This is a genomic window from Bacillus sp. MUM 13 (genome assembly GCF_001866725.1).
Taxonomy (GTDB): Bacteria; Bacillota; Bacilli; order Bacillales; family DSM-1321; genus Peribacillus.
This window is the reverse complement of record NZ_MLYQ01000040.1, coordinates 74,000-98,349: the sequence shown is the minus strand read 5'-3', so window position 1 is coordinate 98,349 and position 24,350 is coordinate 74,000. Positions and strand designations below refer to the sequence as shown.

The following is a 24,350-nucleotide window of genomic DNA, read 5'->3' as shown; positions in this document are numbered from 1 at the left end:
CTATTATCCATTTAAATGGAAATCCCAAGCCCTAACCGCACCCAAAAAAAGCCAATGACAGCGGCTGTCATTGGCTTTTCGTATTTACTAGTTTAAAAGTAGAACTTGTTTTAGTGCTTTTATTGCCGGCATCATCGGCAGCTTTGACTAAAAACCTGTAATTTCCGCTCAATGCTTGTGCGTTTGCGGCAAACTTTCCTTCCCATCCGGCGGTGGATATTCCTTGAGGGAGGGATTTACCGGAGATCAGTGTTTTAATCGTCTGGTTTTTGCTGTTAATGATAGACACACTCGCTTTTACTTTTTCATTCATGCCGATCTTGACAGATATCCTGCTGCTTTCTGACGGTTTAAATACATGAGCAGATTTCAGCGTTACAACAGGAGGCGTGCTGTCGGCGATTAGCTTCAGGTTTACTGGAGCACTGATTCTTCCTGCTGTGTCTTTTGCAGACATTTCCAACGTATAGGATCCGTCAGGAACGATTCCGCCCTTGCTGTTTTTCCCGTCCCATTTCAGCGTATTTTTTCCGCCGTTTAAGGTCTTGTTTGACAGCAGTGTTTTTACGGTTTTACCTGTTTTGTCCGTGACTGCAGCTGTAAGGGCAGTGTTTTTATTCAGCTCGATAGGCACGATCAATGTCTTTTTTGTAGCCGGCGAAAAGGCCGTGATTTTGCTGCTGGCACTCAAACTGGGAATGACAGAGTCATTAATGGTGATATAAGAGCTTTTGAATAGAGTGTGCTTCCCATTCGTGACTTTTGCCGTCATTTTATATCTTCCTTGTGGTGCAAATGCCCCGCTGGTCAATTTCCCGTTCCATGTGAAAGAAAGAGGAGTATCAGAGAGAGTTTTATTCCTGGTTATTATGCTGACTACTTTATGTTTTTGATTTGTTACATAAAGGGAGGCTTTTGTCAGCTGTTGAGCTGAAAACTGCACAGATATCGTGTTCTTTCCGTTCTCGTTAAGGGTGCTGGCAGAAAGCTTTAAACTGGATACGGGACTCGGAGTGTTTATTAATGCCTGGTTTGCATCAGGAAGGCCGTATCCGAAGTATTTGTCCCAGCCTTTTTCGCCAAGGTCAGCTGCGGATTTCTTTAAAATGCTGATGACCCCATCCGGCTTTAAAAAAGGATTTTTCGATAAAATCAGGGCTGCTGTACCCGCAATGGCAGGTGAGGCCATGGAGGTTCCGCTCAGGTATCCATAAGAACTATGAGGCATTGTTGAGTAAATATCTGTTCCTGGAGCAGTGAAGTCAATATAAGTTCCGTAATTAGAAAAGGGTGCAGCATGCTTTTCTGGATCAATGGCACTAACGCCGACGACAGATTTCAGGGCTGCAGGATAGCAGAGTTTGCTTGTATGATCATTCCCGGCTGCTGCAGTGATGAAGACTCCATGTGAAGAGGCATATTTCACGGCATAATCCATGATCGATGAATAGTCGCTCATTGTCAGGCTAAGGTTGATGACATCGGCTCCTGCTTTCACTGAGTGGATGATCGCATCTGCAATATCATAATCGCTTGAATCATTGCCTGTGAACACATTGACCGGCATGATACTTACTCCAGGCGCAATGCCGACTGTATCGCTCTTATTGACAGCGGCGCCGATTATTCCTGAAACATGGGTACCGTGCTCATCAGCAGGGATGGTTTTAGTGCCAGTCACCGCGTTATAAGGAGTAATGATCCTGCCCTGAAATTCAGGGTGTGTCACCTGCATTCCACCGTCGATGACAGCCACCTTAATATCACTGGAACCTCGTGTAGTATCCCACGCTTGTTCAGCATGCATCATAGGAACATTCCATTGCTTGCGGTATCCGCTGTCGCTTGGAATATAGCTTGCCTTCACAAGATAGTTCAGCTGAACATCCTTAATCCGGCTGTCTTTTTTAAGCATATTGGCCGTTTTCATAAGGTTTGTATGTACAGGGAAAGCCAGCCTTGAATAATCCCCTGTTTGCAGTTCGTCATTTTCAATGGCTCCGTATGTTTTCAAAATATCCTCTTTTTGCTGAGCGTTTACAGCTCCCCGGAATTTAATGATTAAATGATTTTTGCTATATGAGCTGTCCGTCTGGGAAAGCTGCCGGGAAGAATTCTTGTGCAGCACATCCTTATTAGGTGCAGCATCCGCATCAGCTGCACTCATGAAGCTGAGTGAAAGCGCACAAATTACTGAAAGTAGAGGTTTCATCTTCAGTCTCCTGTCTGTTTCTGCATTGTTTGTAATCTTTCAAACCTGCAATCTATCATCATTTTATCATGACAAAACAGCAAATCACATTGGTCTACAGAGCCATTTTTTAAGAACAGGAAAAGGATGAATTTAAAAATAATGTAAAAAAGTGTTAACAATAATACCGGTTTCTAGGATAATAGAAGTGCGGACGCGGGTCTCATGAAAAAATTACCATGTAAAAGGTGAGTTATAGCTTCCGATATTACTAGAAGATGCTAGTGTTTTACAAACTTAATAAGCACTGCAGGCTATTTGCATTGTGAGAATGAATCAAAGGAATCAAATAGACAGAATCAACAAACTATTAAAGGTCTGGAAAGGATGTCATGATGAAGAATATTGGCAAGGCGCTGATTTTATCAACAAGTATTTTTGCCGGAGCGGCGGCATATGTGAATCCAACGGGGAATCTGCAGGCAGAAGCCAGCAGCGTCACTTCAATCAGCAAAACTTCATTTCAAACTACAGCCAATTTAAATATACGAATGTCTGCCAACTCAAAGGCCAAGCTGATTATCACTGTTCCGAAGGGCAAGATCGTGACGGCCACGCAAAGAATAGGAAGCTGGTACAAAGTTTCCTATACGTATAAATCAGGCGGGAAGAATGTTACGAAGGCAGGCTGGGTAAGCGGCAATTACCTGAATGGAGTGAAAGCCCCAATCTCGCCCGTCTATCTTTTTACAAATAAAACCTCTAAGCTCTATTCCTCACCGGATACCAAAAAGAAGGAAGTTTACTCAGTTGCCGGCAATACCGGTTTTTATTCAAAAATAAAAGTGGTAAATAGCGCGGGACAAACATGGTACCAGATTTCTTATAAAGGAAAAACTTTATACGTAAACAGCAGCGATACTGCAAAAAAAACGAAGTCAGACTTCACTCAAGCTAAATACACTGCCAAAAAGGATACCTATATCTATCAAAGCTACGGAAGCTCTTATACTAGAATCATTAAAGTGCCAAAGTCGGCATTCGTCACATCCAAAAGCAAAGTTGGAGATTGGTATGCGGTTTCCTACGGCGGAAAATCCGGATACACCATGAGTGCGGATCTTGCTAAATATAATGAAGTCACCTTCAAGCTGATTGATACAGATGAAACCTATTACTTTTCTAAATCATCCATTAAACTCTATGCAGCACCGGATGCCACTAAGCAACCCGTTTTATCCTCAGAAGCTAACGAGGGTTTTGTGTCTAAAAAAGAAGCAGTGAACAGCCTTGGCGAAACATGGTATTGCGTAGAGATGAACGGCAAGAATTATTACGTTAAAAATTCAGATGTGACCAGTGAAGCCTTTATGCCGGTTTCAGCATCCAAATTTAAACTAACGGCAGCATCCAGTTTGTTCGAATTATTTGGGACACAATATAATGTGCTTACAAATGTGCCAAAGGACACCATTGTCACTCCTGATAAAAAAATCGGCAGCTGGTATCATATTTCCTTTGAAGGGCAGTCGGGATATATTTCTGAAAGTGAATTGGTTCCGTATACCGACTATACTGAACAAAAAATTACGAAGACAACATTTGTGACAACCTCCGAACTGAATATCAGAGGATCTGCTGATGCAGCTTCCGGACTGTTGTCAGTCATTCCTGCCAGCACCCTTGTTGCGGCGGATTATAAAACGTCAAATGGCTGGTATAAAGTAGCCTATGATGGAAAAACAGGTTATGTTTCAGGAAGCTATCTGAAACAGGTAGTTACGGGAGACCCGCTGACAAACCATGACAGTTACCAGTTTATTGACCTGCGTACAAAATCTAATGTTACAGCTGCACAAATCAATAGCTATATTGCAAAAAACTTGAAGGCAGGGCAGGTTAGTGTGTTAACGAATAAAGGCCAGGCATTCATTGATGCAGGCAATAGATACGGAGTGAATGCGCTGTACCTTGCCGCACACGCCATACATGAAAGTGATTTTGGCAGATCAAACATTTCGTTGGGGAAAAATAACTTATTTGGTTTTGGAGCATTCGATATTTCTCCATTTGTTGCTTCATACCGTTTTTCGACGATAGATTTATGTATTAATTACATTGCTGCTGAGATAAAATCCACGTACTTAAATAAGGCGAGCTGGAAATATAGCGGAGCATATCTTGGCTTCAGTACAAAAGATATGAAGAATACCCGCATCGATCAAAATAGTGAAGGCATGAACTTTTACTATGCGAGCGATCCTAACTGGGGAAAATCGATTGCAAGGCATATGGAAAATATGCTTCCTTATGATAAAGCCTACTACAAAAATGCAGTGATTAATCCAACTGTTCCAGGCCAGCCTGGGATACCGGGCGGAAGCGACGTTTTTCCAGCAGGCATAACCGCAGTGGCCAAACAGGATCTGGTTTTAAACAGCGCTAAGGGCGTGAACGATAAAGTCAAAACCATTAAATCTGGATCATCATTCAATCTGCTGGAAAAAACGAATAATTACTGGGTCAGAGTATCAATCAACAATGTGGAATATTGGATAAACACTATCAAATTCGATAAATATAAAAACTATCTTGCCGTTCAGAACCTGGGCAGAATCACAGGTGCAAGTTCTGTGAACATCAGGAAAGATGCAACTGCGTCATCTGATATTCTTGGTTCTTATAAATTGAATGACTATGTTTCTATTGTTCCGCAAAAAGATGGCACTGCAACAATGAATCCCGCAAAAACATGGTATAAAGTACAGCTTTCCGATGGAACCTTTGCATGGGTCAGCGCCACATATGTAGCACGTGAACTTCAATAAACCACATGGACTCCGCAATTGCGGGGTCTTTTGTTATTTTAACGGGTATGTCATGGTCAATAGTTTTGGGTGAACATGATAGTTTCAGGCAGACGTTCCGAAACTGGAATTTCCAAATAACTGGATAATTTTCCGGAATCAAACTTGATTCGAGCTAGATTCCTGCTCATTCGAGCAAATTTTAGTATCCATCTAAAATAGGGCATAAAAAAGCAGGCGCCATAATATCAGGGTGCCTGCATCATCTTTTACTTGATTAAATATGTTGGAACGTCGAGCTGCATGGTGTATTTAGATAGCTGGGAATACATTTGCGAAATCCTGGAGGTTTGTTTGACCGCCCAGCCGATGTCAGTTGCGTATTGGTGTGTGGCATAGCCTTTTTTGGCCATTCCATCAGGGTTCCAGCGCATTTTATAAAGGGTATCCTGGCCGGCGTTTACATAGCCGTCACCGATGAATTTCGCTCCTCCGATAATTGCTGCATCCGGTGTAAACCAGCCTGCACTATAGGCGTACTCAGAGCCGCATCGTTCCGGACAGGAATCCTTTGCACCGATTCCGTACATATTATAGACCGTTTTAGGAGTTACGGCCTTGCCGTTTACACTTTTAACAAGAATACCATTAGATAACTTAGAACTGCCGTTTCCTGTTTCAAGCAGCGAATGGCTGATCAGGTAGATTTCATTGACGCCGTATGTTTTGCTTGCTGAAAGATAGGAAGCAGCTCTTCCTGTAAGGATGCCTTTACTTTTTAAAATCGTGTTATTAATTTCAGCTGCATCTGTTCCAGCAGATTTTGATAATGTTAGAAATTGATAAAAAGAGCTGGATGTTTGAATGAAATTTCCTGGATCAACATAATATTTCACCTGGCTGCTTGAAGCCGTCTTCCAGGAGCCTGATGAATCTGTCTGCGGATTCACCTTCATTTGCAGGGAAACTGCATCATCATAGGTTAAATCATAATACGATAATCCCTGTACATCGCTGCTTTTAATATAGCCAGTCGTTTTGACGCCGCTAACATAGACACTGGCTTCGAACCAATTATCTGAAAGGGTGCTGTATTTCAGGATTGAACGCTCTTTGTAGCTTTTTAGAACCTTGGAAACATCTGCCGCCTTGGAATAAATCTTAGTCGGACTCTTCATGGCCACCCCGCTTAATGACTGTTTGGTGCTCCACAGGTTTTCGAGGTCACTTTTCTTGATATAGCCAGTTGTTGCTTTTCCGCCGATGAAAACATTGCACTCCATCCAGCTTTCAGAAAGAGTTTTATACTTTAAAATTGTACCTGCTTCATAGCTTTTTAGTACCTTAGAGCCTGAATAGGCGGTACTGTATATTTTGGTCGGACTGCTTTTTCCGATTCCCTGCAGGTTTTCCTGTTCATCAACAAGCTTTTCAGCATCGCTTACATTCAAGTAACCAGTTTTTTGGATGCCATTCACATAGAATTTTGCTTCATACCAGTTTTCTGAGAAAGTTTTAAAAACTAAAACCTTTCCTGCTGGATAGCTTTTGAGCGACTTTGAACTTGACGAAGCTTTTTCATGCATGATTGTTGGGTTTTTTAATGACAATCCTTTTACCGATTGCTGTGACGAAAACAGATTTTCTGCATCACTGGCCTTCAGGTATCCGATGACTGCCGTGCCGTTTACGTAAAATCTGGCTTGATACCAGCTTGAAGTAAAGGTTTTATAGGTTAAAACAGTTCCCGGCTGATAGGTTTTCAGCACTTTAGATCCTGCTGATGCACTGGAATGCATATTGGTGGGGGTTTTTAATGCAATTCCGCGAAGAGTTTGCGGATTATCGGTGACATTTTCAACATCACTGGCACTTATGTAGCCAATTGTTGCCTGGCCATTGATGAAAATCCGTGCCTTGTGCCAGCTTGAGGTATACGCCTGATATTTTAGTACAGTTCCCTGGCCGTAGCTTTTAAGTACTTTTGAACTTGTTGAAGCAGAGGTGTATATATTTGTAGGGCTTTTTACCGCAGCCCCCTGAATCAGTGGCAATGATGAATCCCAGACCGGATCTTCTGCAGCAAAAGCCGCGGGGCCAGTTAGAGACAATAAAGACAGCAATAATGATAACGACAAGATAAACATACAAGCTTTTCTCATTTCTTTGATAACATCCCCTGTTTTAATAGTTTCAGGAAACTATGGGTCTATCTATCTTTAATCCCTCAATTTCCCTTTTACTATTGTAACATACGATTTTATGGTTAAAAGACCATATTTTTCTTTGGTATAATTTACATGTTTAATTTCTGGGAAAAGAGGGCTGGGAGCATGAAAACAGGAAGATGTATGATTTTCTTAAAAAGTTGCATGAATTTGGGGAAAGCTGCACGATTTCTTTAAAAAATCGCATGATTTAGGAAATGAGGTGATGAAAACTTGCATAATCAGGGTGAAAGCTCCTGCTTATTACATAAAAAAAAACGGAGAAGACCCGTAACGAGTCTTCTCCGTTTATTTTTTGAATAGAAAGTTCACCAGCTTTTTGCTGGAGTTTCCATCAGAGTATTCATTCCATTTTTCTTTAAATCTTTTGATCCTGCCGTAATCAGCGGATGCCGTTTTTATTTTTTCGATGATCTCTTGTGTTGTGTAAACGACAGGTCCGGGCATTTGTGTTTCATAGTCTTCCCAGAAGCCGCGCTCTTTTTCGTAATGCTCCAAGTCATAGGCAAAGAAAATCATTGGTTTTTCCAAAAAGGCGTATTCAAAAGGAATGGAAGAGTAATCTGTTATCAGCAGGTCCGTGATTAGCAAAATCTCATTTACATCATGATAATTTGTAAGATCATATACGAATCCCGGAAATTGTTTCTCCAAATCGTGTTCACCAGACACAGCTGGGTGGAGCTTAAGCAGGAGAACATATTCATCTTGGTGAAATTCATCATAAAGTTTTTGAATATCAAGCACAATGGAGCTTGTTTTCAGCTCATTTTCCCTGAAGGTAGGAGCGTATAAGATCGTCCTTTTCTCCTCAAGCCCCGGAAATTGCCCCAGAAGTGACTGATAGGCAGCTGATTTTTTTTCTTCATCAAAAAAGAAATCGGTTCTTGGAACACCTGTGCTCAGTATATTTCCGTCAGGCAGCCCAAAGCTCGCCTTAAAGATGCCAGACATGGTATCAGATCCGGAAACAACGTAACGGAACTGGTTGTATACACGCTGAAAGCGCTCCTTCGCACGCCGGCTGCGGTTTAGGGCAGAAGGGTCTTTTAAGCCGAATTGCTTTACTGCCCCAGCGGCATGCCAGACCTGGACACAAGTGACGGCAGGCCTGAACGAGATGGCAGAAAGAAAGCCGAAATAGTTGTCTATGATTACCACTTTGGATGTGGCCAGATGGTAAATAGAGAGCAGGTAGTGCAGAAGATGTTTGATTTCAAAGTGAAAGACGATGGTTTTCCCATCGCCTTTAAAATCTGCTCTGCTATGATTCCCTTTTAAGATGATTCTTTTGCCTTCAATTCCCTGTGCGTTCATTTCATCGAGGATATAACGCGCATTATCACCGAATGACACAACAAAAGCTGTTTTCTTTTTTAAAGGAAAAAGGCGGAAGACAGAAAAGAGAGCCTTAAATATAAGCAGATACAGCTCTATTGCCAGTTCTCTAGCCATTATTGACTGTCAGAAGATCGTCTTTGATCTTGCTGGTAGAAATTCCGATGGTTCTTGGAAGATAGACAACTTCACAGACCTCGTTCAATTCATCAAATTTGCCCTTCCAGTCATCGCCCATGACAAACACATCCACGCCTTCACGGATGATATCTTCTTTCTTTTGTTCCCAGCTGTTTTCTGCGATTACTTCATCCACATAGCGGATGGATTCAAGAATCATTTTTCTGTTTTCAAAGCTGTGGTAGGCTTTTTTATTTTTAAGTTCATTAAATTCGTCAGAAGAGATGGCAACAATCAGATAGTCGCCAAGAGCTTTAGCTCGCTTCAATAAGTTGATATGCCCCCAGTGAAGCAAATCGAATGTACCGTACGTAATAACCTTCTTCATGCGTAGTATTCCTCCAGTCAAATCTATTAATCAATCGTTTGATTAAATTTAAAGCAGTCTATTTAAACCAGCGTAAGCAGGCGCTTGCGCTTTTTATCTCATGGCTTCATGCATAATAAGGAAATAGAACATTTTAATAGTGTAAACTCTACCTAATTATAACCTATTTGATTTACAAATAAACAACAAACATTTAACAAACATGTGTTGAATTCTTATAGACTTCCGGCAATGTGATTTATTTTACTTGGTTTTTATATTCCAGACAAGGGATTGGAGTGAATTTATTATAAAAGCTGCGGAAGAACTATTGTAAATCCTGACAAATTAAGGATGGGAGCATAGGCCATTTTGCTTCTTTTTTGAGCGGAAAAAAGGGCGGCCCTCTATAAATGATGCATGCTGCTGAAAAGCGGGGGGAGAATAGGAAGAAAATCTTAGGAACTCAAGCGGGGCACATGCTATTCATTGTTGAGAAAAAAGCTGAAAACGTATATGATTTTATAATGGTTGTGATGAAAGAATTTCTTATTTCATCAGTGACCAAGTTGAATAAATGCGAGTGTTTCTTCCGGTTTATTCTAAACAGCAATGTTTTCATAAATATTTAAATTTCAGGTGGTTATTCATGAAGATGAAATTATTTCGATTTTTAAAGCGCAGCAAGAACAAAATCAGACTGAAGCATAAGCTGTCTGTTTCACAGGAAAATGGAACAATCTTCATCCAGGGAGCATTCTCCAAGGAGTTTTATTGTGCAAAAGAGCTGTGGGTGAAGGTAAGGGAAACGGGTGAGATGTTTAAAGCATCTGAGATAAGGCCGAAACCTGTCTTTTCATTCCAGGTTGATATTGATGATCAATTTAGAAACTTAAAGACAGATGATTCGACTGCCTTGGACTTTTTTATCAAAGTTAGGGTGCCTGAGGGAAAGGTTCGGAGAGGTCCAAGTGAAGATCAGGAAATAAAGATAATCGATGGACAAGCATTTGTTGAATATTTAATTAGGCTGGGAAGATTTCAGCATACCGAAATTAAACGATCTTCGTATTTCTATTCTAGAAATAAAAGAGGTATTCTTTTTGTTACAAAAAAGGGGAATTTATCTTTCTTGATTAACCAAGACCCTGCATTGTCTATGCGATCTCAAATTGAAAAAATCTCCTATGAGCAAAGTAAGATGATTATAGAGGGGAAGATATTTACAAAGAGTTCTCAAATAACAAATGGAGTAATTTTTATCAAAGGAAGAAAGACAAATATGGAAGTATCCGCACAGTCAGTCTTCACGTTCGACCAAGAAGGAACAGCGAAAAAATTCGGTTTGAACCGCTATACTTATCGATCTGAAATGGATTTGGGACAAATTCACGATGCTGGGCTTGCTGAGGATGATATTTTCGATTTTTATTTCGACTTAACTCTGCATGATCAGCTTGAAGTGAAAAGGGCCAGAATCGGGCGCCCGACTGGCAGGGTCAAGCTTTTTCTTAAGGAGACCTTTGTAAGAAAGGGCAGCGAGGCCTATGTAATCAATCCTTACTTTACCTTCAAAGCAAAGAACCTATCCATTGAAGTGTATGGTTTTCCTGTAGATACGTTTAACTATTTGAGGAAAATGCGGCGTTTTGCTCCGCTGTACAGAATGTTTAATAAAAGCAAGGATGTCTGGCTGATTGGCGAAAGGTCTTATAAGGCCCAGGATACAGGCTATCATTTCTTTAAATATGTGCGGGAGAATTTTCCTGATAAAAACGCCTACTATGTTATTGAAAAAGATTCTCCAGAGGCTGGAAATGTGGAACCGCTTGGGAATGTCCTTTATTTTAAATCAAAAGAACATATACGCAACACCGTCATTGCATCAAAGGTTATTTCGTCTCATCATCCTGATTATTTATACCCTGTGCGTACCCGCAAGTTTAAGCGGAACGTGAAGGCGCTGAAGATCTTCCTGCAGCATGGTGTCATGGGAACGAAGAATATGCTTGCCAATTATGGCAAAAAAGCGTCCGGTTTTGATACAGATCTATTTCTGGTCAGCTCTGAGTTCGAAAAAGACATGATCATCAGTGATTTTGGCTATGACGAAGATCAGGTTTATGTCACAGGGCTATCGCGCTTTGATTCTTTATTCAAAGAAGACGTGGAGATCAAGCGCCAGCTGCTCATCATCCCTACATGGAGGGACTGGATTACTTCTGAGGAAGTGTTTCTTGAGAGCGAGTATTTTGAAAGGTACCGGGACCTGACTCATCATCCGAAGCTTCATGCAATGGCGAAAGAAAGAAACCTTGAGATTGTGTTCTGCCTGCATCCTAATATGCAGAACTTTACTTCTTACTTTAAAGATGCACCTGTCCGGGTTATCTCGCAGGGGGAAGTGGATGTTCAGCATTTGATCAAGGAAAGCGCGATGATGATCACTGATTATTCAAGTGTTGCATTTGACTTCAGCTTCCTTCATAAACCGGTCCTTTATTATCAGTTTGACCGTAAACGGTTTATTGGTAAAAGAAGGTCACATCTGGACTTGGATAATGATCTTCCGGGATATATCACGGATAATCTTGAAGACCTGCTTAATGTGGCAGACGTGTACAGCAGCCAGGATTTTGTTATGCCTGAGGTGTATAAAGCAAGAGCGAATAAATTCATCAAGCACCGTGACCAGCATTCAAGTGAGCGTATTTACGAAGTGGCAGAACACGCAGAGCTCCAAAGAAGCTTCTTCCAAAAAATGGCCCAAACTGAATATTATCAGCTTTTCTTCAGGCAGTTCAGGAAAAGCAAACGCTACTTCCCGACCATGAAGCTACTATATAAAATCATGATGAAGACGGTGAAGGTGGATAAAAACCTTATTCTATTTGAAAGCGGAGTAGGAAAACAATATGGAGACAGTCCGCGGAACATTTATGAAGAAATGCTCGAGCGGAAAATTGACATGAAAAAAATCTGGGTGTACGGCGGAATGATGCCGGTCAGAGACAGAAATACCAAAAAAATCAGCAGGCTGAGCCCGCAGTACTATTATTACCTCGCAAAGGCAGGATACTGGGTCAACAATCAAAACTTCCCAACGTATCTTGATAAGCGCAAGGAAACGACGTATATCCAAACATGGCATGGCACGCCGCTTAAGAAAATGCTGTTTGATATTGAAAATATCCAGGGAAGAGATGAAGGGTATTTAGAGCGTGTATATCATGCGACTCAAACCTGGGATTACCTGGTGTCACCGAGCCCGTATGCGTCGGAAGCATTCAGGAGCGCCTTCCGCTATGACGGGGAGATCCTTGAGACAGGCTATCCGAGAAATGATTTATTCTTTAAAGATGATAGGGAAGCAAGGGCTAGGTCAGTTGCTGAGAGGTTGAAAATTCCTGAAGGCAAAAAGGTTATCTTATATGCTCCAACTTTCCGGGATAATCAAACTTCTAATAAAAATAAATTTGTGTTTGACCTGCAGTTCGATTTAGAAAGGATGAAACAGGCTCTAGGCGATGAATATGTACTGTTGTTAAGGATGCATGTGGTCATCTCCAACTCTTTGAAAATTCCGAATGAGTACCGTGATTTTGTTATGAATGTTTCGAAATATCCGGATATCCAAGAGTTGTATTTGATTAGTGATATCTTAATGACGGATTATTCTTCGGTTATGTTTGATTTTGCCAACACTGGCCGCCCAATCCTATATTACACTTATGATATTGAAGATTATCGGGACAATATCCGCGGCTTTTATATCGATTTTGAAAATGAAGCACCAGGTCCTTTCCTGAAAACTACTGAAGATATCATAGAGGCAGTAACAAATATAGAAGAAACGTCTGCAGCATACAGCAAAAAATACCAGGATTTCAGGCAGAAATACTGCGGCTTGGAAGACGGCAAGGCTACAGACAGAATTGTGGACCGTTTCTTTGGCATTTAAAACTAACTTGTTCTAGGAGGGATTATGGTGAATTTGGCTATGAGGGAGAAAGCAAGAGATATTCTTTCTGGAAGTAAAGCAGAAATTAAGAACAATCCGCTGAGTAAAAAGAATGCATTATTCAGCAAGCCTAAAGAAAAAAAGGTAACAGTTATAACTGCTGCTTATAATGCGGAAAGATTCATTAGAAAGACGATCGATTCGGTAATAAGCCAGTCTATTGGATTTGATGAGATTGAGTATATTATCGTGGATGACTGCTCTACTGACGGAACTAAAGAAATTGTTCAAGAGTATGCAGCGATGTATAAAAATATATGTCTAGTATCACTCAAGGAGAATACCGGATCGCCGGGAACGCCAAGGAATATCGGAATTGAATTAGCACAAAGCAAATATGTTATTTTTCTTGATGCAGATGACTGGTTTGCAGCTGACGGGGTTGAAACCCTTTATCATATCTTAGAGGAAACAGGCGACGATTATGCTATTGGAAAAACTATAAAAGTTGAATCTGCAGGAGAAAGTGTTATTGGTGAATTTAATTCTTTTAAAGAAAAAAGAAGTATTTCTCCTTTAGATATCCCTCACTTCTTTTATCATATGGGGCCAACTGCAAGGATGATGAAGCTCTCTATCATTAAAGATCATGATTTAGGATTTCCGGATCTTAAATTCGGAGAAGACAAGTGGTTTTTTATGGAGCTTTTCTTTAAAATCCGTTTTGCTTCAACTACAGCAAAGCCGATATACTATGTGAACCGGACGAATGAGAATTCCCAGTCACTGACAAGGGTAACGAATGTTTTAGATAAACGGCGGGCTGATCTGAAAATTATTAAGCATATACAAGAAGCTGATGATATTGGGCTAGAGTTAAAAAAGACAGCCTTAACAAGGCTGTATGAATATGATTTAATCAAAACATGTGATAGCAGGCTATTTGTAAATGCAGAAAATAAAGAAGATTTTATAGAGATTTTGAATGAAGCCTTTTCTAGTATAAGTGATTTGCCTTTTGATTTATTGAATGAATTCAAAACGCCATTTTATAAAGCAGCTGCAGAACTATTCTTGGAAAAACGTATAGAAGACTTTATAATGCTTTTCCAGTGGCTGAAAGATGAAAGCAATAAAAAATATGCAATTAGAGAGCAACTGCCTTATTATGAGATTCCCTTCCTTGAGGAACCTTATCGCTATATCAGAGTGCCAATTTTGGCCCGTGCGTTGGATTCCTATGTCATGGATGATATTTATTATCAGACCTTGGAGATCTATGGAGACCATATCAGCCAAATTGATACGATCGTGATAAGGGACAGGAAAAGAGTGGGGAATGAAGTCATATGTGATTTGGAAATTACAGGAAATATTGGCACTTTTCACGTATCTAAGACTGAATTAGACAGATTAGAGAGTTCGTTATTCACGGTATTTGTCCGCTATAATGACTATCAATTAGCTAATGTTAAGAGAATAATGAAAAATAAGATGAGTTATGATGATAAAGAGATGGAATTTTATACAACATTATCTAATAATTTGGGTCTCAAAATCACTTCGAAAAATTAATAATAAGGCTAAATAGGCTCTTTCCCTTTGGAGGGGCCTAAGCTTTTATGCAACTTATTTAAAAGGCTTTTTTTTGTTGTTAAAAATGAATGAAACGTTTATGATTTTAATAATGCGCCAAAATAAAATGGACACAATGAAATCACTCATAATGAACCAGAGTGACATTCACAAATGTTTAGGGAGAAAGTGTAATGTCTAACCCATTAAAAACATCTATCCGTTCTGGGAAAGGGCGGATCAAGTCAGGTCTTACAAGTTTATATAAAAAAACCTTTCTCATGCTGGGAACCATCCTCCCTGCAGACAAAAAGCTGATTGTGTTTGAAAGCTTTCTCGGTAAGCAGTACAGCTGCAATCCGAGGGCAATTTATGAGTATTTGCAGAAGACGCACCCAGAGTATAAGATGTACTGGAGTGCGGATAAGAAATACACGGCTAATTTTGAGCGCGAGGGAGTGCCGTATTTGAGGCGCTTTTCTGTAGAGTGGATGTTCAAAATGACGAGAGCTTCCTACTGGGTTTCAAACAGCAGGATGCCGCTTTGGATTCCAAAGCCAAAGCACACCACCTATCTGCAGACCTGGCACGGCACACCGCTGAAGAAGCTTGCTGCAGATATGAAGGAAGTTTATATGCCTGGAACTGACACAGAAAGCTACAAGCAGAATTTCCATCAAGAATCAAGCAAGTGGGATTATTTGATCTCGCCAAACCCTTATTCTTCGGAAATTTTCTCAAGAGCCTTTGCAGTTGATCCCGGCAAGGTCATTGAAACAGGGTATCCTAGAAATGACGTGCTTTATAACGAAAACAACTCCGCTTCGATTTCATCGCTGAAAAAGAAAATGGGGATTCCCGATGATAAAAAAGTCATCCTCTATGCTCCGACCTGGAGAGATGACGAATTTTATTCAAAAGGGCGGTACAAGTTTTCCTTAAAGCTTGATTTGAATGAAATGAGAGAGAAGCTTGGAAGCGAATATGTGATCCTGCTTCGCCTCCATTACCTGATTTCAGAGAATCTGGAGCTTTCCGATTTTGAAGGCTTTGCCTATGATTTCTCAAATTATGGTGACATCAGCCATTTGTATCTGATTTCAGATATGCTGATCACCGATTATTCTTCAGTATTTTTTGATTATGCGAATTTAAAACGCCCGATGCTGTTTTTTGTGTATGATATTGAAAATTACAGAGACAGGCTGCGCGGTTTTTATTTTGACTTTGAAGCCTCGGCGCCCGGGCCGCTCGTGAAAAGGACGGATGAGGTGATCCGCGAAATTAAGGCCCAGGAAGAGAAGGGATTTGTCCCGGATGAAAATTCCGAAGCTTTCTATGAACAGTTTTGCGGATTGGAAGACGGACATGCTTCACAGCGGGTGATAGAAAAAGTGTTAGGAAGGTCTGTATAAGATTATGAGATCTGCTTTGACCGTGTTAAACGAACAAATAAAGAATTTCTATTTAGTCAGGCGATTATCAGCCTATGAAATGAAGAGCAGCAATAACGATAATTATTTGGGCATACTTTGGGAAATTATAAATCCAATGATACAAATCGCCATTTACTGGTATGTATTCGGCTTTATTATGAAACGGAATGATGTTGGAGACGATGCTTATTTCCCGTGGCTCCTTGCGGGGATTTCGGTGTGGTTTTTAATCAGCCCGTCGATTACACTCGGGTCAAAGGCTATTTACTCAAGGCTTGGCATGATTTCGAAAATGAGCTTTCCTGTGAGCGTCATCCCGACGTATGTCATTTTGGCGAAGTTTTACCAGCATTTAATGCTGCTTGCGGCTGTCATCATCATCCTGGCTTTTTCGGGATATCCGCCGACCTTTTATATTGTGCAATTGCCATATTTCCTGTTTGCGACGCTTGCCTTTTTGGTGTCACTGTCGCTGATTACCTCCACTCTAACCACAATCATCAGGGATATTCAGATGATTATTCAATCGCTGATGAGGGTGTTATTGTATTTAACGCCGATCCTTTGGTATAAAGACAAGTGGAACCCGGCATTTCTTGGAGAGATCATGAGAGCCAATCCTCTTTATTATATTGTGGAAGGCTACCGTGCCGCATTACTTGGCCATTCCTGGTACCTTTTTGATCATTATAAATACACCCTGTATTTCTGGGTGCTGACGATCGTATTATTTATCATTGGTTCCGCACTTCACTTAAGGTTCAGGGACCGCTTTGTCGATTTCAAGTAAAATTGGAAGTGAGAAATATGGATAAATCCGTTGTTGTTAAAAATGTGAATAAACGCTACAAGCTTTATAATAAAAACTCCGAAAAACTGCTGGACCTTCTGTTTCCAAAAAGCTATGGAGAAGATTTCTTTGCGCTCCGCGACATCAGCTTTGAAGCGGAAAAAGGCGATGTAATCGGATTTGTAGGAGTCAATGGCTCCGGTAAATCCACTCTGTCGAACATCATTGCCGGCATTATTCCCCCAACAGGAGGAAGCGTAGAAATCGACGGGAAAACAGCGCTCATCGCCGTGGCTGCCGGGCTGAATAACCAGCTCACAGGACGGGAAAACATTGAGCTTAAGATGCTCATGCTCGGCTTTGATAAAAAACAGATCCGCAACCTGGAGCCTGAAATCATTGAGTTTTCCGAGCTTGGCAAGTTCATCGACCAGCCTGTCAAATCGTACTCAAGCGGAATGAAGTCGCGCCTTGGATTTGCGATTTCCGTTCATATTGATCCTGATGTGCTGATCATCGATGAAGCATTGTCAGTCGGTGACAAAGCATTCGCAGATAAATGCCTTGAAAAAATGAACGAATTCAAGGAACGGGGAAAAACCATGTTCTTCATCAGCCATAGCTTAGGCCAGATGAAGGAGTTCTGTGATAAAGCCCTCTGGCTTGAATATGGCGAGGTCAAGGCCTTTGGCCCGATTACCGAAGTCATGCCCAAGTACGAAAAATTCCTGAAGGATTACAAGGCCATGTCTAAGGCGGAAAAGAAAAAATACCGTGAAGACGCGACAGAGAAACGAAGCAAAGCAACTGTCTGAGAATAGAAATGCGGGAGGGAGGGCTTTTATAAGCTCTCTCTTTTTTCTGTTTTTGGAGCTGGAATTCGATTTGGCTCGAATCATTTGGGATCTGGCTCGAATGGAGCAGGATTTCGCTCTAATGGAAGGGAATTTGGCTCGAATCAGGGCTTAAATGGACTAATTATCCATTTATCTGAAAAAAAAGGTAGAATGGTGCTAGGAGAGCTTTTTTCAAGGGGCTACTTAACATGTGCATCAGGTTGTATTTTTGAGGCTGAAATTCGATTTGGCTCGAATCAGAGCGTAATTAGACTAATTATCCATTTATCTGGAAAATAAAGGCAGAATGGTGCTGGGGGAGCTTTTTCAAGGAGCTACTTAACAGGTGCATCAGGTTGTGTTTTTGAGGCTGGAATTCGATTTGGCTCGAATCACTTGGGATCTGGCTCGAATGGAGTGGGGTTTCGCTCTAATGGACAGGGATTTGGCTCGAATCAGGGCTTAAATGAACCTATTATCCATTTAATTGGAAATTATCAAGCCCGTTATGGTACTGGAAAGTAAAGTAATGGACCTTTTCTCATAAGGAGAACCTAAACACATGGACAAAGAGCCATTTTTTAGAGAATATCACTATTTTCTTTTCTTCAGGGTGCTTTTCGACGATAATGATGAGAGAGAATTTACAAATTCTTAATAATAGGCATAGTCATGAGAAAGGCTGAATAGCTATAATGAGTTCAATAATTAATGTGTTATCCATACCATTTTTTAATACAAATAAGTCGTCGTTTATTCGGGATGTTCTTGTACCGCGAATCCTGAAGCGAGAAAAGACGTTTATCGTAACAGCAAATCCGGAGATTGTTGAATATGCAAATGAACATGAAAGCTACAAGAAGATCATCCTTGGAGCGGATTATATTATTCCTGATGGAGCTGGGATCATTCTTGCTGCCAAAATGCTGAATACACCCCTAGAGGAGCGTGTGCCGGGCTTTGATATTGCAATGGAGCTGCTGAAGGTGGCCAATGAGCATCATCTTGGTGTGTATATGCTTGGGGCGGCAGAAGACGTGGTTGAGGCTGCAGCAGCTGAGGTGCATAGGAAGCATCCGAATATCCGCTTGCATCACCACCACGGGTATATAGATATTAATGATCAAGAATTAGCGCGTGAAATCGCAGAACATAAGCCTGATATGATTTTCACTGCACTGGGTTTTCCAAAGCAGGAGGAGTGGATATCGCAGCATTCGCATTTATTTGAATCAGGCGTGTTCATGGGTGTCGGCGGAACCTTTGATATCCTTGCAGGGACGGTCAAGCGGGCGCCGAAATTCTGGCAGAAGCTGAACCTGGAGTGGCTGTACAGGCTCATTCAGCAGCCATCGAGATGGAGAAGGATGCTGGTTTTGCCTCTTTTTGTCGTTAAGGTCATGCTTTCAAAGAAAAGCAGGGCTTGAAACTAATCCTTGCCTTTAATCGTCTAATTAAGTGCTGATTCATAAAGGATTGAATTTAGGTTACCTTAAGACTAGGAGAATTTGCAGACTGCAGTTCCGACAAAAGCAGAAGGACTTTTACAAAATTCTTCAGGCATGAAAACTTATTGTAGTGTTTTCTGTTGAAAACATATATAATTTGTAGTTGAGAGTGATTTATTTATTGAATTTATGTAAATTTGTAAAGTGAATATATATGTGTGGTTTCGACATTGTAAAGAACAGGGTATTACACGATTATGATGAATGCAGAATGAAGAGGTGGGTCATATGTTGATAGGAGCCTTGTTGACAGCTTTTTTCCTGTCAATAGTACTGACTCCGTTTGTATCTAAGCTCGCCTTTAAATGGGGAGCTACCGATAAGCCGAATGAACGCAAGGTCCATCAGAAGATCATGCCTCGGATGGGCGGTTTAGCGATATTTTTAAGCTTTGCGATTTCGTTTCTTATTTTTCGGCCGGATGTTCCAAACGAAAATTATTTGCCGATTTTAGCAGGCGCCTGCCTGATCGTCCTAATCGGGATTTTTGATGATATTTATGAATTAAGCGCCAAAATGAAGCTTGCCGGACAGGTGGGCGCAGCCCTCATCATTATCTTCTGGGGCGGCATCCAGGTTCAGTTCATCAATCTCCCTTTCGGAGGAGAGCTTGAGTTCGGAGCGCTGAGCATTCCAATTACAATCATCTGGATTGTAGGAGTCACAAATGCTATTAACCTTATTGACGGCCTGGACGGGCTGGCAGCAGGTGTTTCATCCATTGCACTGGTCACGATTTCCGTCATGGCGCTTGTGATGGGAGACATCTTTGTAGCTACAATTTCCTTAATTGTAACAGGCAGTTCACTCGGCTTTTTGAAATACAACTTTCACCCGGCCAAGATTTTTATGGGCGATACAGGATCGCTGTTCCTTGGATATATCATTGCTGTCCTTTCACTATTAGGATTTAAAAATATTACAGTCATTTCATTGATTGTACCGATCATTATACTTGGTGTACCGATTTCAGATACCATTTTTGCCATCATCAGAAGACTGGTGAACAAAACACCGATTTCGGCGCCGGACAAGTCCCATTTGCATCATTGCTTAGTAAATGTCGGATTTTCGCATAAACAGACGGTTGTCCTTATTTATGCACTTGCTGCATCATTCGGGCTCGCGGCCATTATCTTTTCCTTCGCTACCCAGTGGGGGGCATTGCTGATTGTTGCGATTCTATTAATCACAATTGAAATAATAGTAGAAAAGGTAGGCTTGATCGGATCGAACTACCAGCCTCTGCTGAAGATGTTTGCACCGAGAAAAGAGAAGCCTTAATAAAAAAGCGCCCTAATCTTCTTGTTCAAGAACGAGCTGATTATGGCGCTTTTTTATATAAGATATACAGACATTTGGCGTGGCCGCAGAATATCTGCGGGTTTTTGACTGGAAGTCCTAATTACTAAAAAGCCGAGCTCATAAAGCATCCCAACGTTTCAATCACCCGGCAAGTTTAAAAGAGCTATATAAAAAACCCTCCGCAGTCTTTGCGGAGGGTTTCGCCGTTTAGTAGGAAGAGCTGTCTGCTGAACCGTTTGTGTCGTCCTTAGAGGTGACATTCAAATGCTTCTGCAGGGCCGCTTTTACTTCTTCGACGGATGCTTCATCAAGCTTATAATAGTAGATGCCGTCTGTGTAGTTGTCGGAGCCTTTGAGTTTGATAGTTTCAATGTTAAGTCCTGCGCCGCTTGTTACATAGCTTAGGAACGACTTCATTTCGGTGAACTTAAGATTTGTTTCCATGTTGTTGCCTACTGCCTGGATGACGTCAGTATATTTGGTGACAGCGCCGACAGATGTTGCCTTTGTCATGATTGCTTTTAATATCTGCTGCTGGCGTTGGCCGCGCTGGATATCGCTGTCGTGGTGTCTTGTTCTGGCAAGTGCGAGAGCTTGTTCACCGTCAAGGGTTTGCATGCCCGGCTTCAAATGAATGGCATCTTTATGGTCTTTAGAGTCTTGTTCGCGTAAATCATACGGTACATCAACATCAATGCCGTTTAAGGCGTCCACTACATCGATGAAGGCATTGAAGTTCATGCGGACATAGTAATCAACAGGTACGTCCAGCAAGTGCTCTACAGTCTGGATAGTGGTTTTTGGACCGCCGTATGCATGAGCCGCATTAATTTTTGTATACCTGTCTTTGCCTGGAATGTATACATAGGAGTCACGCGGGATGCTGAGCAGTTTAATCGATTTCTCTTTTTTATTAAAGGTGGCAAGCATAAGGGCATCAGATCTGGCGTGGCCATTAAATTTACGCTTTGTGCTGTCATCCACCCCAATGAACAAAATGGACACATTGTCCGCCATTGGATTGACAGCCGTTTTGCGCTTATCTGAGGTGCCGATAGATTTGTAGGAATCGTCCATCACGCTTTTTGCCTTCACATAGATGGAAGCCGCATAAGCGGAAGCTCCTAAGCCAAGGATGAATAGGGGAACGAGAAACAGTAAAAGTTTTTTGCGGTTTTTCTTTCTTTTCCTAATCTTGTACACACGCCTTCTTGCCATTGTTACTTCTCCTTTAAAAAAACAGCAGCTCTAAAACTGCCATCTTCTTTTTCTAGATGATATAGTTGTAAATCAAAATTCATTTTACCTTGAATTTCACCATCCGTAAAATAAAATTTTCTTTACAAAAAAGGAGTGACACTGTAATAAATGAAATCAATGCTAAACATCTGTCTCTAGATAGAGCGTTTCCCCTTCGGTAATGATTCCCTGCCCATTCGTCAATTCTGTCATCCAATCGATGAATTGCTGTTTCTCGCCGGCAGCTACATAGGTCTGGAAGATGACTGAATCAAGATATTCTATCTCTTTAATAGGAAACGGCGAAGACCGGAGCTCATTTTCCACTTTTCCAAGCCAAGTGTACTCTAGCTTTGTATGCATGACGGCCGTAAGCTTTCTTTCGACAACGCCGATTGCCTCAATTCCTTCTGAGGTGCTATTGCTATAGGCGCGGATCAGCCCGCCTGCCCCTAGCTTAATGCCGCCGAAATAACGGGTGACGACAACAGTGGTATCCTTCAAGTTCTTTTTCTTCAATACTTCTAAAATTGGCACCCCAGCCGTCCCTGAAGGCTCGCCGTCATCATTCGCCTTTTGAATCAGGTTTTGTTCACCGATCATATAGGCTGAACAGTTGTGAGTGGCATCTCGGTGTTTTTTCTTGATTTCCTGGATAAATGCTAAAGCTTCTTCCTCTGTTTCAGTTCGGGCGATGGAGGCAATGAACCGCGACCGCTCTATTACAATCTCATTTTCCCCTTGTCCTTTTACAGTCAAATATTGTGGAAGCAAAATGATTCTCCTTTCTATTGGGGTTTCCCCGTATATTGAATTATGGCAATGGGCCTTTTTTGTTATTGTTCAAAATATGAACGGTGAGTATTTAGACCTATCAAAGTGGTTTTTAGCGATAAGACTATTTTACTATAATGAATAGTTCCCTTCATTTATCGGTCGAATGTAATGTAAAGGTAACGGAATGTAAAAGAATTTTAATATATACAAGAAAATTCCATGATATAATGAGTACTAATGTTCAATGAAACTACTATCGTAAAATAGTGTTGTATGCTTAAAAGAATATTTTCCATAAAAAATCAAGAAATGTTTTTCGACATTCATGGCTTTTTACCCGTTTTTGCAGGGATATCAAGGGTTTTAACTGCATAATAGTCTCAGGGTTTTGAAATATATGGACGAAATATAAAGATTCTTCCATTTGATTCTTTTGTATAGAATGGATTAGGATAAAGGATATACTAATCGATTTCTATGCATTGTGTGCGATGTGTTTTTTAATAAAATATATCGCTTCTTGTATCGTATCTCTTTTCCTAATATTTTTACAGTAATTCGCTGTATTTGCTCTGATATTTGTTACAATAAAGAGGAAATAAGTGTAAAGTCAGCTGTCAACGAAGGTTGTTTTTCAATAGGATTACTGAACACAGCGAGAATGGATACGATCACTTACATAAACCAATTTGTTCATATAAGCGGAGGAATCCTGATGTCCATTAAACAATTAGATATAAATTCTTTGGACATGATATTAGAAACCATGGTGAGAACAGTAGGTGACAGCAAATCTGAGATCTTCGAAATTGAAGAGCAGTGCCGCCGTGACTTTGAAGAGTCTTCTAAAGAGCTTGAAGAAATCAGGGTGCGGGTTTCGACAGTCATTGACGAAAGTGATTCTCTGGACAAAAAAGCCCGCTATGCCAGAAAACGGCTTTCAGAGGTTAGCATGTTCTTTAATAACTTTTCAGAAGAACAGGTTCGCGATGCCTACGAAAAGGCGCATAAGCTGCAGATTGATCTGCAAATGAACCGTCAGCTCGAAAAACAGCTCCGGGTACGGCGCGATGATCTTGAAAGAAGATTAAAAGGTTTGCAGCAAACGATCGACAGAGCTGATCATCTTGTTTCGCAAATATCCGTTGTGCTCAATTACCTGACGAGCGATCTGAAACAGGTTGGCGAGGCCCTTAAGGATGCACGGCGGAAGCAGGATTTTGGCCTGAAGATCATTGAAGCCCAGGAAGAGGAACGAAAGAAGCTTTCCCGCGAAATTCATGATGGCCCTGCCCAAATGATGGCGAACGTGATGATGCGTTCTGACTTGATCGAGAGGGTCTATCGCGACCGCGGTGCCGGTGAAGCCATGACAGAAATAAAGAGCTTGAAGGTCATGGTCCGCAATGCGCTTTATGAAGTCCGCAGAATCATTTATGATCTCCGCCCGATGGCACTGGATGATCTTGGCCTGATTCCTACCCTAAGAAAATACCTGCAGACAACCGAAGACTATAATGAAGGCATTACATTAAGCTTCATAAATCTCGGGGAAGAAAAGCGGCTGCCTCCGAAGATGGAAGTTGCGTTATTCAGGCTTGTGCAGGAATCCATCCAAAATGCCATCAAGCATGCCAGTCCGAAAAACATTTCAGTCAAACTGTCGATGACACGCGAAATGGTCATGGTCATGGTGAAGGATGACGGCAGCGGATTCGACGCCTCACAGCAAAAAGAAGGCTCGTTCGGCCTGATGGGAATGAGAGAGCGTGTGGATCTTCTTGAAGGAGAGATCACAATCAATTCCCAGCCTGGCATAGGCACGCTTGTCATGATCCAGGTACCTTTAAAAGTATAAACAAAGCATATAAA

General features: G+C 41.2%; 14 protein-coding genes and 1 pseudogene. 9 read left to right on the top strand and 6 right to left on the bottom strand.

Annotated features, from left to right (window positions below; genetic code table 11):
* Nucleotides 1–67: 67 nt before the first annotated feature.
* Nucleotides 68–2,212 carry a S8 family serine peptidase gene (locus tag BIV59_RS12365; protein WP_071351798.1) on the bottom strand — a complete coding sequence of 715 codons (2,145 nt, stop codon included), beginning with the start codon at nucleotides 2,210–2,212 and terminating at the stop codon, nucleotides 68–70.
* A gap of 371 nt (nucleotides 2,213–2,583) precedes the next feature.
* Here BIV59_RS12365 and BIV59_RS12360 point away from each other — a divergent pair, with 371 nt between their 5' ends.
* The gene (locus tag BIV59_RS12360; RefSeq protein WP_083392152.1) at nucleotides 2,584–5,019 is read left to right on the top strand and encodes an SH3 domain-containing protein; all 2,436 of its coding nucleotides are present in this window, start codon (nucleotides 2,584–2,586) and stop codon (nucleotides 5,017–5,019) included.
* 248 nt (nucleotides 5,020–5,267) lie between these two features.
* On the opposite strand, the gene BIV59_RS24255 is transcribed toward BIV59_RS12360, so the two are convergent.
* From BIV59_RS24255 to tagD, 3 genes are all read right to left on the bottom strand, one after another.
* Nucleotides 5,268–7,145, bottom strand: coding sequence for an N-acetylglucosaminidase (locus BIV59_RS24255; RefSeq protein WP_071351796.1), 1,878 nt, complete (start codon nucleotides 7,143–7,145; stop codon nucleotides 5,268–5,270).
* A gap of 369 nt (nucleotides 7,146–7,514) precedes the next feature.
* Nucleotides 7,515–8,681, bottom strand: a complete 1,167-nt coding sequence (locus BIV59_RS12350) for a CDP-glycerol glycerophosphotransferase family protein (RefSeq protein ID WP_071351795.1) — start codon at nucleotides 8,679–8,681, stop codon at nucleotides 7,515–7,517.
* Nucleotides 8,674–9,072, bottom strand: a complete 399-nt coding sequence (gene tagD / locus BIV59_RS12345; RefSeq protein WP_071351794.1) for a glycerol-3-phosphate cytidylyltransferase — start codon at nucleotides 9,070–9,072, stop codon at nucleotides 8,674–8,676. Before tagD ends, BIV59_RS12350 begins: the two co-directional genes overlap by 8 nt.
* A 628-nt stretch (nucleotides 9,073–9,700) precedes the next feature.
* Between tagD and BIV59_RS12335 the strand changes: the two genes are divergently transcribed.
* The 7 genes and pseudogenes from BIV59_RS12335 to BIV59_RS12305 all read left to right on the top strand — a co-directional run bounded on the left by BIV59_RS12335 (nucleotide 9,701) and on the right by BIV59_RS12305 (nucleotide 20,441).
* Complete coding sequence (locus BIV59_RS12335) at nucleotides 9,701–13,012, top strand: CDP-glycerol glycerophosphotransferase family protein (RefSeq protein WP_071351792.1); 3,312 nt, start codon at nucleotides 9,701–9,703, stop codon at nucleotides 13,010–13,012.
* Between the two features lie 24 nt (nucleotides 13,013–13,036).
* Nucleotides 13,037–14,587, top strand: a complete 1,551-nt coding sequence (locus BIV59_RS12330; protein WP_071351791.1) for a glycosyltransferase family 2 protein — start codon at nucleotides 13,037–13,039, stop codon at nucleotides 14,585–14,587.
* 251 nt (nucleotides 14,588–14,838) lie between these two features.
* A pseudogene (locus BIV59_RS12325) lies at nucleotides 14,839–16,002 on the top strand (CDP-glycerol glycerophosphotransferase family protein); the annotation flags it as partial.
* A gap of 4 nt (nucleotides 16,003–16,006) precedes the next feature.
* The gene (locus BIV59_RS12320) at nucleotides 16,007–16,813 is read left to right on the top strand and encodes an ABC transporter permease (protein ID WP_071351789.1); all 807 of its coding nucleotides are present in this window, start codon (nucleotides 16,007–16,009) and stop codon (nucleotides 16,811–16,813) included.
* 17 nt (nucleotides 16,814–16,830) lie between these two features.
* The gene (tagH, locus tag BIV59_RS12315) at nucleotides 16,831–17,628 is read left to right on the top strand and encodes a teichoic acids export ABC transporter ATP-binding subunit TagH (protein WP_071351788.1); all 798 of its coding nucleotides are present in this window, start codon (nucleotides 16,831–16,833) and stop codon (nucleotides 17,626–17,628) included.
* Between the two features lie 716 nt (nucleotides 17,629–18,344).
* The gene (locus BIV59_RS12310) at nucleotides 18,345–19,076 is read left to right on the top strand and encodes a WecB/TagA/CpsF family glycosyltransferase (RefSeq protein WP_071351787.1); all 732 of its coding nucleotides are present in this window, start codon (nucleotides 18,345–18,347) and stop codon (nucleotides 19,074–19,076) included.
* Nucleotides 19,077–19,385: 309 nt separating this feature from the next.
* Nucleotides 19,386–20,441 carry a glycosyltransferase family 4 protein gene (locus tag BIV59_RS12305; protein WP_071351786.1) on the top strand — a complete coding sequence of 352 codons (1,056 nt, stop codon included), beginning with the start codon at nucleotides 19,386–19,388 and terminating at the stop codon, nucleotides 20,439–20,441.
* A gap of 228 nt (nucleotides 20,442–20,669) precedes the next feature.
* Here the strand turns inward: BIV59_RS12305 and BIV59_RS12300 are convergent, their stop codons facing one another.
* Together BIV59_RS12300 and BIV59_RS12295 are read right to left on the bottom strand one after the other, a co-directional pair.
* Nucleotides 20,670–21,680, bottom strand: a complete 1,011-nt coding sequence (locus BIV59_RS12300; RefSeq protein ID WP_071351785.1) for an LCP family protein — start codon at nucleotides 21,678–21,680, stop codon at nucleotides 20,670–20,672.
* A gap of 162 nt (nucleotides 21,681–21,842) precedes the next feature.
* Nucleotides 21,843–22,475, bottom strand: coding sequence for a YigZ family protein (locus BIV59_RS12295; protein WP_071351784.1), 633 nt, complete (start codon nucleotides 22,473–22,475; stop codon nucleotides 21,843–21,845).
* 718 nt (nucleotides 22,476–23,193) lie between these two features.
* Between BIV59_RS12295 and BIV59_RS12290 the strand changes: the two genes are divergently transcribed.
* Nucleotides 23,194–24,336 (top strand): sensor histidine kinase, encoded by a 1,143-nt coding sequence (locus BIV59_RS12290; RefSeq protein ID WP_071351783.1) that lies wholly within the window; start codon nucleotides 23,194–23,196, stop codon nucleotides 24,334–24,336.
* The last annotated feature ends 14 nt before the right edge of the window (nucleotides 24,337–24,350 follow it).